Raw genomic sequence first — 15,992 nt, 5'->3', positions numbered from 1 at the left:
CCTGCGCGCAGTGCAGCCCGGCGGGCCTCCGGCGCAGCGCGCCACCGATGTGCGACGCCGCCACCGGACGGTGTCGGCCGGGCCCATTGAGGACCGGTGCCACCGGCAGAAGGCTGCCCGGTGAGCAGGTGCAGCCGGACACGGCGCACCGGGACCACGGAGGGACGGGTATGCCGGTCACGATCGACATCGACACGGGAGGGACCTTCACCGACGTGTTCGTGGTGCGTGACGGCACCGTCCACACCGCGAAGACGCTCACCACCCCGCACGATCTCGCGCTGTGCTTCCGGGCGGCGGTGGAGGCCGCGGCGGAGCGTCTCGGCACCGGCGTGCCGGACATGCTGCGGGACACGGTCGCCGTCCGCTATGCGACGACCGTCGGGACGAACACGGTGATCCAGCGCAGCGGCCCGCGGCTGGGACTGCTGACCGACGACACGACGATCGCCGCCGGGGGACCGGGGACCGGGGTCGGGACGTTCGTCGACACCGGGATGGTCGCCCGGGTCCCGGACGGCACGACCGGCCTGGCGGAGACCCGGGGGCTGCTCCAGGACGGCGCCCGCGGGCTGGTCGTCGCTTCTGCCGACCCGGCCCGGGAGACGTCGATGGCCGCGACGTTCACCGAGCACCACCCCCGGCACTGCCTGGACGCGGTCCCGATGCTGCGGGCCGGTGAGCTGTCCGCGGGCACGGACCAGGTGCGCGCGGCCGCCACCGCGCTGTTCAACGCCTACGTCCATCCCGACGTCGCCGACTACCTGTACCGGGCCGAGGACTACCTGCGTGACCAGGGTTACGCCCGGCCGCTTCGAGTGGTGCACAACGACGGCCGGGCCGCCCGGGTGGCGCGCACGGTCGCGGCGAAGACCTACAACTCCGGCCCGGTGGCCGGCCTGCTCGGGGCAGCCGCGGTCGCCCGGCACCACCGGACCGGCGACCTGGTCACCCTGGACATGGGCGGGACCAGCCTGGACGTGTCGGTCCTGCGCTCCGGCGAGGTCCCCTTCCACGAACACGGGGTGGTCGCCGGGGTGGAGATCGACCTCCCGCTGCCCGATCTGCTGGCCTTCGGCCTGGGCGGCGGCTCGATCGCCTGGGCCGACGGCACGGAGCTGCGGGTCGGCCCGCAGAGCGCCGGCGCCAGCCCCGGCCCGGCCTGCTTCGGCTTCGGCGGAGCGGAGCCGACGGTGACCGATGCCGACGCCGTGCTCGGAGTGCTGCGACCGGAGACCTTCCTCGGTGGCGGGATGGAGCTCGACCTCGCCGCGGCCCGCCGGGCGTTCACCCCGCTCGCCGACCGGTTCGGCGTCACGGTGGAGGACATCGCCGGCCGGGCCCTGGACTCCGCCCACCGGACCGCGGGCGCCGGGCTCGCGGCGGAGATGCACCGCCGGGGGGTGGACCCGGCGACGGCGAAGGCGCTGGCCTTCGGCGGGAACGGGGCCACGCACGGTGCCGCGATCGCCGCTGCGGCCGGGATCCGCGAGGTGATCGTGCTCCCCTTCGCACCGGTCTTCTCCGCCTACGGTGCGTCCACCGTGGACGTGCGGCACGTCCGGGAGGCGCCCGGCGGCAGCGCGGACGAGGGGTCCCTGCGGGACCAGGTACTGCGGGACATGCGTGGGGAAGGGGTCGCCCCCGCCGACGTCGAACTGAGCGTGGTCCGGGTGACCCGTGACGGCCGGAGCCGGCTGGTGGTGGAGGGCGTCCACCGGCTGCCCCATCATCCACCGACCGGCCCGCGTCTCGCCGCAGGGCCGACGGGTGCGGCCACGAGGACCCGGCCGGTGCACTGGCCGGGACACGGTCCGCTCCACACCACGGTGCTGGACCGGGACGGGCTCGCCGCGGGCTCCGTCGTCACCGGTCCTGCGCTGGTCGACTCCGCCGACACCACCCTCTGCGTCCCGCCCGGCTGGACGCTGCGGGTCGACGACCACGGCGCCGCCCTGCTCGGCGCCCCGACCGGGGGGAGCGGCCGATGAGCGACCGGATCCGTATCACCGAGTACCTGGTGATCGACCTGACCACGGCGAGCTGGCACTGCGAGCGGTGTGACCACCGCATCGGGCCGGCCGGGCAGGACTACAAGCGCGGCCTGCTGCTGCACGACCGGGACCCGCGGGAGATCCACCCACCGCGCTTCGACGGCGGCCACGACGTCGCACCGGACCCGGCCTGGTGCCGGATCGTCGAGTACTACTGCCCCGGCTGCGGCGCCCAGGTGGAGGCGGAGTACCTGCCCCCTGGGCACCCGCTGGTGCACGACATCGAGATCGACCTCGACGCACTGGAGGCACGATGACCGGCACGGCGAGTCCCACCGTGGCCACGACCGAGATCAATGTCGACATCGGCGGCACCTTCACCGACTGCCTCGCCACCGACCGCGACGGCACCGTCCACACCGCCAAGGCCCTCACCACCCACCACGACCTGTCGGTCGGGTTCCTGCGTGCCGTCGGTGACATCGCCGCGGCGGCCGGCCGGGACACCGACGAGCTGCTCGCCGGAACCGGCGCCATCCGCTACGCCACCACGCTCGGCACGAACGCACTGATCGAGCGGACCGGCCCCCGGCTCGGCCTGATCACCACCCGCGGGCACACCGCCACCGTGCCGATCGGGCGGTGCCGCCAGTGGGCCGACGGGCTGCCCGCAGCGGCCACCCGCGACCTGCCCCGTGCCACCCGGCCGCAGCCACTCGTCGAACCGGAACGCATCGTCGGGCTGACCGAGCGGATCGACTCGGCGGGGCGGGTGGTGATCCCGCTCGACCCGGACGAGATCCGCGACCGGGTCCTCGACCTGGTCGACCAGGGCGTGCGCGGGTTCGTGGTGTGCCTGCTCAACGCCCACCTGAACGCGTCGCACGAGCAGCTGGTGCGCGAGATCGTGGAACACGAGTACCCCGACAGCTACCTGGGCCGGTTCCCGACGATCCTGTCCCACGAGGTGTCCGGCCGGGCGGGTGAGTACGCCCGGTCGATGACCGCCACGATCGACGCCTACTTGCACCGGTTCACTGCGGACCGGCTCTCCGCGCTGCGTGACGAGCTGCGCGCCCGGGGCTACCTCGGCGAGCTCCTGATGGTGCACAACAGCGGCGGGATGGGCGGGCTGGCCGGGACGTCGCCGATCCAGACCGTGCACGCGGGCCCGGTGTCCGGGCTGTACGGCAGCAGGCACATCGCCCGGGCCCGCGGCCTCGACAAGATCGTCACCACCGACATGGGCGGCACCTCGTTCGACGTCGGCATCGTCGTCGACGGATCGGTCCGCTTCTACGACTTCCATCCGGTGATCGACCGTTGGCACGTGCAGCTGCCGATGATGGACATCTCCGCGATCGGCGCGGGCGGCGGCTCGATCGCCCGGCTCGACCCGATCTCCGGTATCGCGGTCGGCCCCGAGTCGGCGGGCTCCGCACCCGGCCCGGCCTGCTACGGGCAGGGCGGCACCGAACCCACCGTCACCGACGCCAACCTGATCCTCGGCCACCTCGCCGCGGACACCTACCACGGCGGCCGGCTGCCCCTTGACCTGCGGCGGGCCGAACGGGCCGTGGAACGCCGGATCGCCGGCCCGCTGGGAATCTCGGTCCCGGAGGCGGCGCACCGGATCCGCCGGATCGTCGACGAGACGATGGGCGCCGAGATCTTCAAGGGGATCACCACCAAGGGCTACGACCCGCGGGAGTTCACCGTGCTCTCCTTCGGCGGCGGCGGACCGCTGCACGCCTGCGGCTACGCGGCGGCGCTGGACGCGCGGGAGGTCGTCGTCCCGCCGCACAGCTCGGTCTTCTCCGCCGCCGGCGCCGCCGGGCTGGAGCGGTTGCACATCTACGAGCAGTCCGTGTGGATGGTTCTGTTCAACCCGCTGACCAAGCAGCTTCTCACCGACATCGACGGGTTCAACGCGATCGTCGACGGCTTCCGGGAGCGTGCCCTGTCCGACTTCGCCGGCCAGGGGCACGGCCCGGACGACATCGTGACCGCCGTCGAGCTGGACATCCGGGCGCTCGGCCAGCTGGACGTGGTGACCGTCGCCAGCCCGGTCGAGCGGATCACCGGCCGGGACGACCTGGTCGCCGTGCTGAAGACCTACTTCGCCGAGTACGGCGACCGGTTCGGTGATCTCGCCCTGACCCGGGAGGTCGGCGTCGCGATCGACACGGTGCGCGTCCGGGCCCGGATCCCGCGCCCGGCGCCGGCACCCAGGGCGCGTACCGCCGACGGATCCGATGCGCGCGCGGCGTTGCGCGGCCGGCGGGACTGCCGGTGGGGCGGCGCCGAGCCGGTCACCACCGACGTCTACGCCTATCCGGCCCTGACCCCCGGACACCGGATCGCCGGGCCGGCGATCCTCGAGGCCCCCGACACCACGATCGTCGTCGAGCCCGGCTGGCACGGCGAGCTCGACACCCACGGCTTCTTCCGGATGCGGCGAGAGGACCACCGATGAGCACCCCCGAGACGACCACCGGCAGCGACGACACCGAGGCGTTCCTCGACGACCTGCTGGAGAACCGGCCGGTGATGTACGGCCCGGACGCCGAGCTGACCGGCGAGTTCCGGCTGCGCCCGCGCACCGACCGCGAGGACGAGGCACTCGCCGCCGTGACCGACCCGACCGACCTGGCCGTCGGGCTCGGCCGGGTCGAGGCGGTGCTCGAGTCGAGCATGCAGATGCTCCAGCAGATCAGCGCTTCCTCCGCCGCCAAGTGGGGCGACCTCATCGTCGGCATCTACACCCGGGAGGGCGACTTCGCCGTCGCCACCTCCGGCGGGGTGAACATGTTCTCCGCGACGACCTCGCCGGTGCCGAAGTTCGTCAACCGGTACTGGGCCGACGAGCCCACCGTCGGGCTCGCCGAGGGCGACGTCTTCTACCACAACGACGCCAACTACGGCGGCACGCACAATCCCGACCACACCCTGCTGCTGCCGCTGTACTGGGCGGGTGAGCACATCGCCTGGATCGGCGCGGTCGTGCACGAGGGCGAGAACGGCGCCTCGCTGGACCAGGGCGGGCTCGCCGTGCGGGCCACCACCAAGTACGCCGAGGGCGTCCGGATCCCGCCGATGAAGATCGGTGAGGGCTACACGCTGCGCCGCGACGTGGTGAACATGTTCCAGAACCAGGTCCGCGATCCGCTGCTGTGGCTCACCGACATCCGCGCGAAGCTCGCCGCCGCCCGCGCCGTCGAACGCCGGATGCACGAGTTCATGGCCGAACGCTCGCCGGAGCTCCTGATCGCCACCCTGCGCTCGGTGCTGGAGAACACCGAGGCCGAGGTGCGCCGCCGGATCTCGGCCTGGCCGGACGGCACCTACCGCGGTGTCCACTTCGGCGACACGACCCTGCTGGAGGAGCGCCTGTTCAAGCTGAACGTCGAGCTGGACAAGCGGGGCGACACGCTCACCGTGCGGACCGCGGGCAGCGCCCCGGCCATCGACCGGGCGCTCAACACGCAGGCGCACTTCACCCGCGCCATGGTGGCGAACCTGTTCATGAACTTCCTCTACGGGGACCTGCCGCGCACCGCGGGGTTCATCGCCGCACTCGACTACGACCTGGAACCGGGCTCGATCCTCACCGCCGACACCGAGCACCCCTCGTCGCTGTCACTGACCACCATGTTCTGCCTGAACGCGGCGCTGCACCAGGCCGTCACCAAGGCGATGTTCGCCGCGCCCGGCCCGGCCAAGCCGATGGCGCCCTGGTACGCGATGATCCCGACCCTGCAGTACGGCGGCCTGACCCAGCACATGCAGGTCACCGCGAACGTCTCCACCGAGATGAACGCCGCCGGTGGCGGGGCGCGCTGCGACGCCGACGGCGAGCACGCCGCGGGCCCGGTGTTCGCGCCGGTGTCGGACTGGGGTGAGATGGAGACCCGCGAGTCCGAGCTCCCGCTGCTCGGGCTGTGGCGCGAGATCCCGGCCGACAACCACGGCTTCGGGCGGTTCCGCGGCGGCGCATCCGTCGAGTGGGCGTACATGCTCTACGGCAGCCAGATGTTCGGGTTCGGGATCACCAGCATGGGCGGCCGGTTCCCGGTGACCGCCGGCATGTTCGGCGGGTACGGAGGCAGCTGCACGCCGCTGACCCGGATCCGGCCCGACGGCGGGATCGACGCGGTACGCGACTGGCTGGCGGGCGGCGCGAAAGGGATCACCTACGACGGACCGTCCATGGTCGCCGACCGCCCGTTGCCCGGGACCTACGAGGTCGGCAACCCGGTCCAGCCCGCCGACCCGGTCGCCGAGGGTGACATCTGGATCCAGCGGATGGGCGGTGGTGGCGGCTACGGCGACCCGCTCGAACGGGATCCGCAGGACGCCATGACCGACCTGCGGCGTGGCCTGATCAGCCCCGAGGTGGCGCGCGAGGTGTACCGGCTGGTGTGGGACGCGCAGCGGATGGAGCTCGACGGGGCGGCGACCGAGGCGGCCCGGACCGCCGAACGCGCCGACCGGATCGCCCGCGGCCTGCGCTACGACGGCTTCGTGGCGGGCTGGCGTGCGGACACCCCACCCGAGCACCTGGGCTTCCTGGGCTCCTGGGAGTGGCCGGAGGGGCAGGGCTGAGCGGTGCTGTTCGTCCCCGTCCTCGACCAGGTCGCCGCCCGCATCGGGGGCGTACCCGTCGGCGCCCGCACCGATCCCGCCCGCTGGGCCTACCGGTTGCGGGACGCGGCCGCGCTCGCCCGGCCGGACTGGTTGGTGACCCACCACGACCCACATGCCGAGGCGGACGCCGTACGGGCGGCGGGTGGTGACCCGCTGGACCACCCGCTGCCCGGCTCCGCCGCGGTCGCACCGCTGCTCGAGCTCACCCGGGTGCTCGCCGGGCTGTTCCCCCGCACGGCGGTGGCGGCCTCGCTCACCGGCCCCGTCGCGCTGGCCCGTGCACTCGCAGGCGGGACGCCGGACCCGGATCTGGTCACCGACTGTGCTGACGCCCTGGCCGGTCTGGCGGCGGCACAGGTGGAGGCGGGGGCGACCCGGCTGATCGTCTGGGAGTCCGACGAGCCGGTACCGGCGCCGGCCGGCGCGCTGGCCCCGCTGCTGCGCCGGGCCGCGACCCTCGGAACCCCCGTGCTGCTCCGGGGCGGCCCCGTCCCGGCCACCGCGGGCGTGCTGCGCGCACGACCGGACGGCAGCGGCGACGCGCTGCTCGTCGATCCCGCCGTGTTCGCCCCGGACGGCACCGCGGCCGGCTTCGATCGGGCCTGGTCGTCCTGGACCGGCGACGCGGCGCCAGAGCTGGTGCTCACCGACGGCCCCGTCCCGCACGACTGCGACCTGGCGACGGTCTGCGCGGCGGGCGAACGCCCGATGTGACCTCCCCGACCGGACCACCCGGTCCGGTTGACCGCCCCGTGCGGCGTGTGGTCGGCTCGTTCGCCGTCGATCACGGATCAGCTGCGCAGGGGACCACCAGGAGGCCAGGGGTGCACGGGGACTTCTACGACGTGCTGCACTCCCGCCGCGACGTCCGCACCGGTTTCCGGCCGGACCCGGTCGACGACGCCGTGCTCACCCGGGTGCTGACGGCCGCGCACGCCGCGCCGAGCGTCGGGTTCTCCCAGCCGTGGGACTTCGTGCTGGTGCACGACGCCGGCGTGCGGGACCGGGTGCACGCACTGGTCGCCGAGCACCGCGAGCGGTACGCCGCGTCGCTGCCCGGCGCGCGGGCCGAGGCGCTGCGCGACATCCGGATCGAGGCGATCCGGGAGACCCCGCTGAACGTCGCCGTCACCGCCGACCCGACCCGCGGCGGCCGGCACACCCTGGGTCGGCACGACCGGCCCGAGATGGGCACCTACTCGGCGGCGCTGGCCGTGCAGAACCTGTGGCTGGCCGCCCGCGCCGAGGGACTCGGCGTCGGCTGGGTCAGCTTCTTCGACGACGCCGGGCTGGCCGCCGTGCACGAGCTGCTCGGGCTGCCCGGGCACGTGCAGCTGATCGCCTACCTGTGCGTCGGGCACGTCGAGGAGTTCCCGGACCGGCCGGAGCTGGAGAGCCACGGCTGGGCTCGGCGCCGTCCGCTGGACTGGGCGGTGCACCAGGAGACGTGGGGCAACCGCGGGCTGCCCGGTGCCGCCCCGGCCGCGCTGCTGGAGTCCACCGTGCACGCGATCGTCCCGGTCGCCGCGGCCGCCCGGACCGCCGCCGCGGACCGGCTGGACCGGATGACGAAGCCGCGCGGCGCGCTCGGCCGGGTCGAGGACGTCGCCGTCGCGCTCGCCGGGATCGCCGGGGAGCCGGTGCCCGCGGTGCCCGCGCCGGCCGCGGTCGCGGTGTTCGCCGCCGACCACGGCGTGCACGCCCGCGGCGTCACGCCGTGGCCGCAGGAGGTCACCGCGCAGATGGTCGCGAACTTCCTCGACGGCGGCGCCGTGGTGAACGCCTTCGCCCGCCAGCTCGGCGCCGAGGTGCAGGTCGTCGACATCGGCGTCGCAGCCGAGCTGGACCCGGTCCCCGGGCTGCTGCCGCGCAAGGTCGCCCGCGGCACCGCCGACATGACCGCCGGGCCGGCGATGACCCGCGAGCAGGCCCGCACCGCGCTCGAGCACGGCATCGAGGTGGCCCGCGACCTGGTCGCCGCCGGGAACCGCTGCCTGCTCACCGGCGACATGGGCATCGCGAACACCACCGCGGCGGCCGCCCTGATCTGCGCCTTCACCGGCGCCGACCCGGCCGAGGTGACCGGCCGCGGCACCGGAGTCGACGACGACACTCTGGCCCGCAAGACCGCCGTCGTGCGGGAGGCTCTGGAGCGCCACCGGCCCGATCCGGCCGATCCGCTCGGCGTGCTCGCCGCGGTCGGCGGGTTCGAGCACGCCGGGCTCGCCGGGCTGGTGCTGGGCGCCGCCGCGCTGCGCGTGCCGGTGCTGCTCGACGGCGTCTCGGCCGGTGCGGCGGCGCTCGCCGCGGCCGCGTTCGCGCCCGACGCGACCGGCTACTGCCTGGCCGGGCACCGCTCCGCCGAGCCGGGCGGGGCCGCCGCGCTGCGGCACCTGGGCCTCACCCCGCTGCTGGAGCTGGACATGCGGCTCGGCGAGGGCACCGGCGCGCTGCTCGCGCTCCCGGTGCTGCAGGGCGCGGCCCGGGCGATGGCCGACGTCGCGACCTTCGACAGCGCAGGGGTCACGGACAAGACCGATGGGTGACCCGCCGATCACCGTCGTCGGGATCGGCGCCGACGGGTGGGCCGGGCTGGCGGAGCCGACCCGGGCGGCGCTGCGCGACGCCGAGCTGCTGCTCGGCGGACCGCGCCAGCTCGACCTGCTGCCCGCCGACGTCGCGGGGGAGCGGCGGGCCTGGCCGTCCCCGCTGGTCCCGGCGCTGCCCGGGATCCTCGACGGGCTCGCCGGCCGCCGGATCGCGGTGCTCGCCTCGGGCGACCCGATGTTCTTCGGGATCGGTGCCACGCTCGCCCGGATCGCCGGGCCGGAGCGGCTGCGGGTGCTGCCGCACCCGTCGTCGGTGGCGCTGGCCTGCGCCCGGCTGGGCTGGGGCACCGAGCACGTCGGGGTGCTCAGCGTCGTCGGCCGCCCGCTCGACGCGCTGCGCCGGGCACTCGCGCCCGGCGCCCGGCTGCTCGTGCTCTCGGCCGGCGCCCGGTCGCCCGCCGAGATCGCCGCACTGCTCACCGGCGCCGGCTGGGGCCGGTCCGGGCTCACCGTGCTGGAACGGCTGGGTGCCGACGACGAGCGGACCGTCACCGGCACCGCGGCCGGCTGGCGCGGCGGGAGCGACCCGCTCAACGTGGTCGCGCTCGAGTGCGTCCCCGACGACGGCCTGCGCCCGCCCGGCGAGACCCCCGGCCTGCCCGACGGCGTCTACGAGAACGACGGCCAGCTCACCAAGCGCGACGTCCGCGCCGTCACCCTGGCCCGGCTGGCGCCACGGCCCGGCGAGCTGCTGTGGGACGTCGGCGCGGGCTCCGGCTCGATCGGGATCGAGTGGATGCGCGCCCATCCGGCGTGCCGCGCGATCGCCGTCGAGTCCCGGCCGGAACGCGCGGAGCGGATCGTGCGCAACGCCGCCGCGCTCGGCGTCCCCGGCCTGCGGGTGGTCACCGGCAGCGCCCCCGGCGCGCTGGCCGGGCTGCCGGAACCGGACGTGGTCTTCGTCGGCGGCGGTCTCACCCGGGACGGCGTGTTCGACGCCTGCCTGGACGCCCTGCGCCCGGGCGGCCGGCTGGTCGCCAACGCGGTGACCGTGCAGACCGAGGCGCTGCTCGCCGCCGCGCACGCCGGGCACGGCGGCGAGCTGGTCCGGGTGCAGGTGGCCGTGGCCGAGCCGATCGGCCGGGGCACGGCCGCTCCGGGCGGGGCCGGGTTCCACGGCTGGCGGCCGTCGATGCCGGTGACGATCTGGACGTACGAGAAGGGGGACGCGCCGTGACGGTGCACTTCATCGGGGCCGGCCCGGGCGCGGTCGATCTGCTGACCCTGCGGGCCCGGGACCTGATCGCCGCCGCGCCGGTCTGCCTGTACGCGGGCAGCCTGGTGCCGCCGGAGATGCTGGACATCTGCCCGCCCGGGGCGCGCACCGTCGACACCGCGCTGATGACCCTGGACGAGATCCTCGACGAGATGGTCCGGGCGCACCGGCACGGCCTGGACGTCGCCCGGCTCGCCTCCGGCGATCCGTCGGTGTTCTCCGCGATGGCCGAGCAGATCCGCCGGCTGGAGATCGCGGGCGTGCCCTACGACGTGTGCCCCGGCGTCCCCGCCTACGCCGCCGCGGCCGCCGCGCTGGGCCGGGAGCTGACCGTCCCGACGGTCGCGCAGACCGTCACCCTCACCCGGGTCGCCGCCCGCGCCACCCCGATGCCGCCCGCCGAGGACCTCGCCTCGCTCGGGAAGGCCGGCGGCACCGTGGTGCTGCACCTGGCCGTGCACCGGATCGACGAGGCCGTCGACGCGCTGGCCCCCGCCTACGGCGGCGACTGCCCGGCCGCGGTCGTAGCGCACGCCTCCCGGGCGCACGAGATCGTGCTGCGCGGCACCCTGCAGGGGATGCCCAAGGCGGTCCGGGAGGCGGGCATCGAGCGCACCGCGGTGATCATCGTGGGGGAGGCGCTGGCCGCCCGGCACTTCCCCGACTCGCACCTGTACTCGCACGACCGCTGCCGGGACCTGCCTCAGTAGTCCTCGTGCCAGGCCCGGCCGTCCCGCTCGACCAGCGCGGTGGCCGAGGCCGGCCCGTTGCTCCCCGCCGCGTACGGACGCGGGTGCTGGCCGGTCGCCTCCCAGGTGCGCAGGATCGGCTCCGCCCAGGTCCAGGCGGCCTCGATCTCGTCGCGCCGCATGAACAGCGTCGGGTTGCCGCGCAGCACGTCCATCAGCAGCCGCTCGTAGGCGTCCGGCAGCCGGTCGCCGAAGGTGCGGGCGAACGACAGGTCCAGCGGCGCCGGGATCGGCCGGATCCCGCCGGGGCCGGGCTGCTTGGCGGTCATGTGCAGCCGCACCCCCTCGTCCGGCTGCAGCCGCAGCACCAGCCGGTTCGCCGGCAGCTCCTCGCCGAACGCCGGGAAGATCGAGTGCGGGACCGGCTTGAACTGCACCACGATCTCCGACGCGTGCGTGCCCAGCCGCTTGCCGGTGCGCAGGTAGAACGGCACCCCCGCCCACCGCCAGTTCGCGACCTCGGCGCGCAGCGCGACGAACGTCTCGGTCGTGGACCGCTCCCGCTCGCGGGCCGTGCCGGCCCGCGACTCGGCCAGCTCGGTGGCGTAGCCGGGCACCGCGGCGCCGTCGACCAGGCCCTCGGTGTACTGCCCGCGCACCGTGTCCCGCACCACGTCCGGGCCGTCCAGCGGGCGCAGCGACTGCAGCACCTTCAGCTTCTCGTCGCGGACGCCCTCGCCGTCGATCCGGGCCGGCGGCTCCATCGCGACCAGGCACAGCAGCTGCAGCAGGTGGTTCTGCACCATGTCCCGCAGCGCGCCGCTGCCGTCGTAGTAGTCGGCCCGGTTCCCGACGCCGATCGACTCGGACACGGTGATCTGCACGTGGTCGATCTGGCCGGCGTTCCACAGCGGCTCGAACAGCGAGTTCCCGAAGCGCAGCACCAGCAGGTTCTGCACGGTCTCCTTGCCGAGGTAGTGGTCGATCCGGAAGATCTGCTCCTCGGCGAACACCGAGCCGACCTCGTCGTTGATCGCGCGGGCCGAGGCCAGGTCGTGGCCCAGCGGCTTCTCCAGCACCACCCGGGTGCGGTCGTCGACGATGCCGGCCGCCGCGCTGCCCACGCAGATCCGGCCGAACAGCTGCGGCGCCGACGCCAGGTACAGCACCCGGATCCGCCGGTCCTGCGGTCCGAGCAGGTCGGCGAGCGCGGACCAGTCGTCGTCGGCGACGTCCAGCGTCACGTGGTGCAGCCGGCCGAGGAACCGCTGGTGCACCGCGTCGTCGGCGCACACGTCCACACTGGCCCAGCGCGGCGCGGTGGCCCGCAGCTCGGCGTCGACCTTGTCCCGGTAGCCGGCGTCGTCGAGACCGGACCGGGACACCGCGACGATCCGGGTGCCCGCCGCCAGCTGGTCGTCTAGGTCGCGCAGGTAGAGCGAGGGCAGGAGCTTGCGCATGGCGAGATCGCCGGTGCCGCCGAACACGACGATGTCGGCGGGATCCATGACGGGATGTGGATGCGGCACGAGCCGTCTCCTCGATCGATCGGGAACAGAGGTGCCTGTCGGAGCGCCGCTCAGGGCAGCCCTTCCGTACTGTACCGATTCGGATCGGGCTTTCAAAAGCCTAACCGGGCAGCCGGCCCGCGCCCTCGCTCGGCCGTCCCGGGAACACCACCGGCGCCGGCCAGCCGCGCTCGGCGTACGCGGCGCGCACCGCCGCCGTCACCGCGCCGACCCGGCCGGTGTCGCACAGCGCGATCACGCACCCGCCGAAACCGCCGCCGGTCATCCGGGCCCCGACCGCCCCGCCGGCCCGGGCCGCCGCCACCGCCACGTCCACGTGCGGCACGGTGATCTCGAAGTCGTCGCGCATCGACGCGTGCGAGGTGTCCAGCAGCGGGCCGATCTCCCGCGGATCCGCGCCACCGGAGAGCAGCGCCACCACCTGCAGCACCCGCTCGTTCTCGGTGACCACGTGCCGGGCCCGGCGCCGGATCCGCTCGTCGGCGATCCGCGGCAGGTCCGCCGGGCGCGCGTCGCGCAGTGCGGGCACGCCGAGCGCCGCGGCCGCCGCCTCGCAGTCGGCCCGCCGGGCGCCGTACTCGCCGTCCGCGTGCGCGTGCGGCGCCCGCGAGTCGATCACCAGCAGCTCCAGGCCGTGCGCGGGCGGATCGAACGGCACCAGCTCGACGGTGTCGTCGCGGGTGTCCAGGAAGACCAGCCGGCCGGGCCTGCCGTGCATCGACGCCATCTGGTCCATCCCGCCGGTCGGCGCGCCGACGAACGCGTTCTCCGCGCGGCGGGCGATCCGGGCCAGCCCGGTCGGGTCGACCGGCACCCCGGCGAGCCCGGCCAGCGCCACCCCGACCGCGCACTCCACCGCCGCCGACGACGACAGGCCCGCCCCGACCGGCACGTCCGAGTCCAGCCGCAGGTCGACCTCGCCGACCGGGAACCCGGCCTCCCGGAACGCCCAGCAGGTCCCGGCCAGGTACGCCGCCCAGCCGGTCACCTCGCCCGGCGCCACCGTGGCCGCCCGGAACTCCACCACGCCGTCCTGCTGCGCCGACCGCACCCGGCTGGACCCGCCGGACACCGCCGACGCGGTCACCACCGCCCGGTGCGGCAGCGCGAACGGCAGCACGAACCCGTCGTTGTAGTCGGTGTGCTCGCCGATCAGGTTGACCCGGCCGGGGGCGAACCAGACCCCGGACGGCGCGGCCTCGGTGGACATCGCGACGCTCCTCACTGCGACGGGTGCGGGCGAGCATGCCCCGCGGGCCCGGGCCGGGCGCCGCCGGGGCAGGATCGGGGCGTGCCAGCCGATCTCGACGCCGCCCTGCGCAATCCGGTCCCGGACACCCTGAACGGCCGGCTGCGTGAGTTCGGCACGGTCCGCGGCCGGGCCGCCCGCTTCGCGCCGGACGTCTCCCCGTTCGGCGGCATGCCGCTGCACCCCGAGGACGGCGACTGGGCCGATCTCGCGGCGCTCTGCGGCCCCGGCGAGCCGGTCGTCCTGGTCCGCGCCGGCGACGGGCCGCCCGCCCTGCCGGCCGGCTGGCGGCTGGAACGGGCCTTCCCCGGCGTCCAGATGGACGGCTCCGCCGCGCCCGGCGAGCCGGACGACGACGCGATCGACCTCGGCCCCGCCGACCGCGCCGAGATGGCCGACCTGACCGCCCGCACCGAGCCCGGCCCGTGGCTGGCCCGCACCGCCGAGCTCGGCCGGTTCCTCGGCATCCGGCACGACGGCAGGCTGGTCGCGATGGCGGGGGAGCGGATGCGCCTGGGCGGCCCCGGCGGTGTCGGCGCCACCGAGATCAGCGCCGTCTGCACCGATCCGCTGTTCCGCGGCAAGGGCCTGGCCGGGCGGCTGGTCCGGGCGGTGATCGCCGGGATCGTCGCGCGCGGCGAACGGCCGCTGCTGCACGCCTCCGCGGTGAACACCGGCGCGATCCGGCTGTACCGGCAGATGGGCTTCGAGGTGAGCCGGGAGATGCGGTTCGACCTGCTGCGGACCCCGGACGGCGGGTGACCCCGGCCGGCCGGGGTCACCCGGCGCGGCCCGCCGGGGCGCTCACCGCGCGGTCCACCGCGGTCGCCGAGAGCACCTCGTCGAGCACCAGGATCGCGCAGCCGATCACGCCGCTGCGCCCGCTCAGCAGGCCGGGCTCGATCCGCAGGTTCTGCGTCGCGGTCGCCATCGACCGCCGGTAGATCGCCTCGCGCACCCCGGCGACCAGCGGATCGAACGCGCCGACCAGGTCACCGCCGATCGCCACCAGTGCCGGGTTCACCAGGTTCACCGCGGCGGCCAGCACCTCGCCGAGCCTGCGGCCGGCGATCCGGACCAGTCGGACCGCGTCCGGGTCGCCCTGCTTCACCAGCGCCACCACGTCGGCGATCGAGGTCACCTCGCCGTCCGGCCGGCCGGCCGACAGGTCGCGGACCAGCGCCCGGCCGGACGCCAGCACCTCCAGGCAGTCGATGTTCCCGCAGCCGCAGCCGATCCCCGGGCCGTCGTGCACCGGGATGTGGCCGATCTCCCCGGCGGCGCCCCAGGCCCCGCGCTGCAGGAACCCGCCGGACACCAGCCCGGCGCCGACCCCGGAACCGATCTTCACCATCAGCAGGTCGTCGACGTCGGGATGCGCGGCGTGCTCGGCGAGCGCCATCACGTTCACGTCGTTGTCCACCCGGACCGGCACCGCGAAGCGCTCGGTCAGCAGCGGCGGCAGCGCGATCCGCTCCCAGCCGGGCAGCGAGGGCACGCCCACCGACCAGCCGTTGCGGTCGTCGACGGTGCCCGGGACGGACAGGCCGAGCCCGCGGATCCCCGCGTCGTCGGCGCCGGCGTCGAGCAGCAGCTTCTCCAGCGTGGTGACGGCGTCGCCGAGCAGCCGGTGCGGCCCCACCGAGGCGGGCAGGTCGACGACCGCCTCCGCCAGCACGGCGCCGGTGAGGTCGCAGACCGCCGCCTTGCTCCGGCTGACCCCGACCGACAGGGCCAGCACGGTGCCGCCCGCCGCATTGAACTCCAGGCGCGCGGCGGGCCGCCCGCCGGTCGCTGCGGCGCCCACCACCTCGGTGACGAGGCCGTCGGCGAGCAACCGGTCGACCCGCGCGGCGACCGCGGTCCGGGACAGCCCCGTCTCCCGGCCGATCTCGGTCCGGGTGGCCGCGGTGCCGTCCCGGACCAGCCGGAAGATCTCGCCCGCCGTCGCGGGCGCGCTGGTCGGGGTGCGTCCTCGCATTCGTCCAGTCAACCACAGGGCTTTGAGCTGGCAAAACGCCGATCGGCTGACACTAACGTCTTGTGAGTACTTAATTAC

12 protein-coding genes are annotated in these 15,992 nt (G+C 75.1%); 9 read left to right on the top strand and 3 right to left on the bottom strand.

All coding sequences use genetic code 11. The annotated features are described in order from the left end of the window. The first annotated feature begins 170 nt into the window (after positions 1-170). The 8 genes from ACVJO7_RS20535 (at position 171) to cobM (ending at position 11,176) form a co-directional block, all read left to right on the top strand. The gene (locus ACVJO7_RS20535; protein WP_491674224.1) at positions 171-1,991 is read left to right on the top strand and encodes a hydantoinase/oxoprolinase family protein; all 1,821 of its coding nucleotides are present in this window, start codon (positions 171-173) and stop codon (positions 1,989-1,991) included. Further along, positions 1,988-2,311: an acetone carboxylase subunit gamma gene (locus tag ACVJO7_RS20530; RefSeq protein ID WP_491674223.1), complete on the top strand. Its 324-nt coding sequence runs from the start codon at positions 1,988-1,990 to the stop codon at positions 2,309-2,311. The genes ACVJO7_RS20535 and ACVJO7_RS20530 overlap by 4 nt, the downstream gene beginning before the upstream one ends. Further along, entirely contained in the window at positions 2,308-4,470 is a 2,163-nt protein-coding gene (locus ACVJO7_RS20525) for a hydantoinase/oxoprolinase family protein (protein ID WP_491674222.1), read from the top strand. Before ACVJO7_RS20530 ends, ACVJO7_RS20525 begins: the two co-directional genes overlap by 4 nt. Next, positions 4,467-6,599: a hydantoinase B/oxoprolinase family protein gene (locus tag ACVJO7_RS20520; RefSeq protein WP_491674221.1), complete on the top strand. Its 2,133-nt coding sequence runs from the start codon at positions 4,467-4,469 to the stop codon at positions 6,597-6,599. Before ACVJO7_RS20525 ends, ACVJO7_RS20520 begins: the two co-directional genes overlap by 4 nt. Positions 6,600-6,602: 3 nt before the next feature. Beyond that, positions 6,603-7,355, top strand: a complete 753-nt coding sequence (locus ACVJO7_RS20515) for a hypothetical protein (RefSeq protein ID WP_491674220.1) — start codon at positions 6,603-6,605, stop codon at positions 7,353-7,355. Between the two features lie 110 nt (positions 7,356-7,465). Then, on the top strand, positions 7,466-9,187 hold the full coding sequence (gene cobT, locus ACVJO7_RS20510; RefSeq protein ID WP_491674219.1) for a nicotinate-nucleotide--dimethylbenzimidazole phosphoribosyltransferase: 1,722 nt from the start codon (positions 7,466-7,468) through the stop codon (positions 9,185-9,187). Then, positions 9,180-10,427: a precorrin-6y C5,15-methyltransferase (decarboxylating) subunit CbiE gene (cbiE, locus tag ACVJO7_RS20505; protein WP_491674218.1), complete on the top strand. Its 1,248-nt coding sequence runs from the start codon at positions 9,180-9,182 to the stop codon at positions 10,425-10,427. The genes cobT and cbiE overlap by 8 nt, the downstream gene beginning before the upstream one ends. After that, a complete protein-coding gene (gene cobM, locus ACVJO7_RS20500) occupies positions 10,424-11,176 on the top strand; it encodes a precorrin-4 C(11)-methyltransferase (protein ID WP_491674217.1) in 753 nt (250 codons plus the stop codon). Before cbiE ends, cobM begins: the two co-directional genes overlap by 4 nt. Here the strand turns inward: cobM and zwf are convergent. Together zwf and galK are read right to left on the bottom strand one after the other, a co-directional pair. Then, positions 11,170-12,663: a glucose-6-phosphate dehydrogenase gene (zwf, locus tag ACVJO7_RS20495; protein ID WP_491674216.1), complete on the bottom strand. Its 1,494-nt coding sequence runs from the start codon at positions 12,661-12,663 to the stop codon at positions 11,170-11,172. The genes cobM and zwf overlap by 7 nt on opposite strands. Positions 12,664-12,784: 121 nt before the next feature. Further along, positions 12,785-13,894 (bottom strand): galactokinase, encoded by a 1,110-nt coding sequence (gene galK / locus ACVJO7_RS20490; RefSeq protein WP_491674215.1) that lies wholly within the window; start codon positions 13,892-13,894, stop codon positions 12,785-12,787. A gap of 81 nt (positions 13,895-13,975) precedes the next feature. Here galK and ACVJO7_RS20485 point away from each other — a divergent pair, with 81 nt between their 5' ends. Then, positions 13,976-14,695, top strand: a complete 720-nt coding sequence (locus ACVJO7_RS20485; protein WP_491674214.1) for a GNAT family N-acetyltransferase — start codon at positions 13,976-13,978, stop codon at positions 14,693-14,695. Between the two features lie 16 nt (positions 14,696-14,711). Here ACVJO7_RS20485 and ACVJO7_RS20480 read toward each other — a convergent pair whose 3' ends face one another. Next, positions 14,712-15,914: an ROK family transcriptional regulator gene (locus ACVJO7_RS20480; protein ID WP_344017851.1), complete on the bottom strand. Its 1,203-nt coding sequence runs from the start codon at positions 15,912-15,914 to the stop codon at positions 14,712-14,714. Positions 15,915-15,992: the final 78 nt, after the last annotated feature.

The sequence above is a fragment of the Pseudonocardia sp. DxW genome (genome assembly GCF_058448985.1).
Note: the sequence above shows the minus strand (reverse complement) of the source record. Positions and strands in the feature narration are given on the sequence as shown.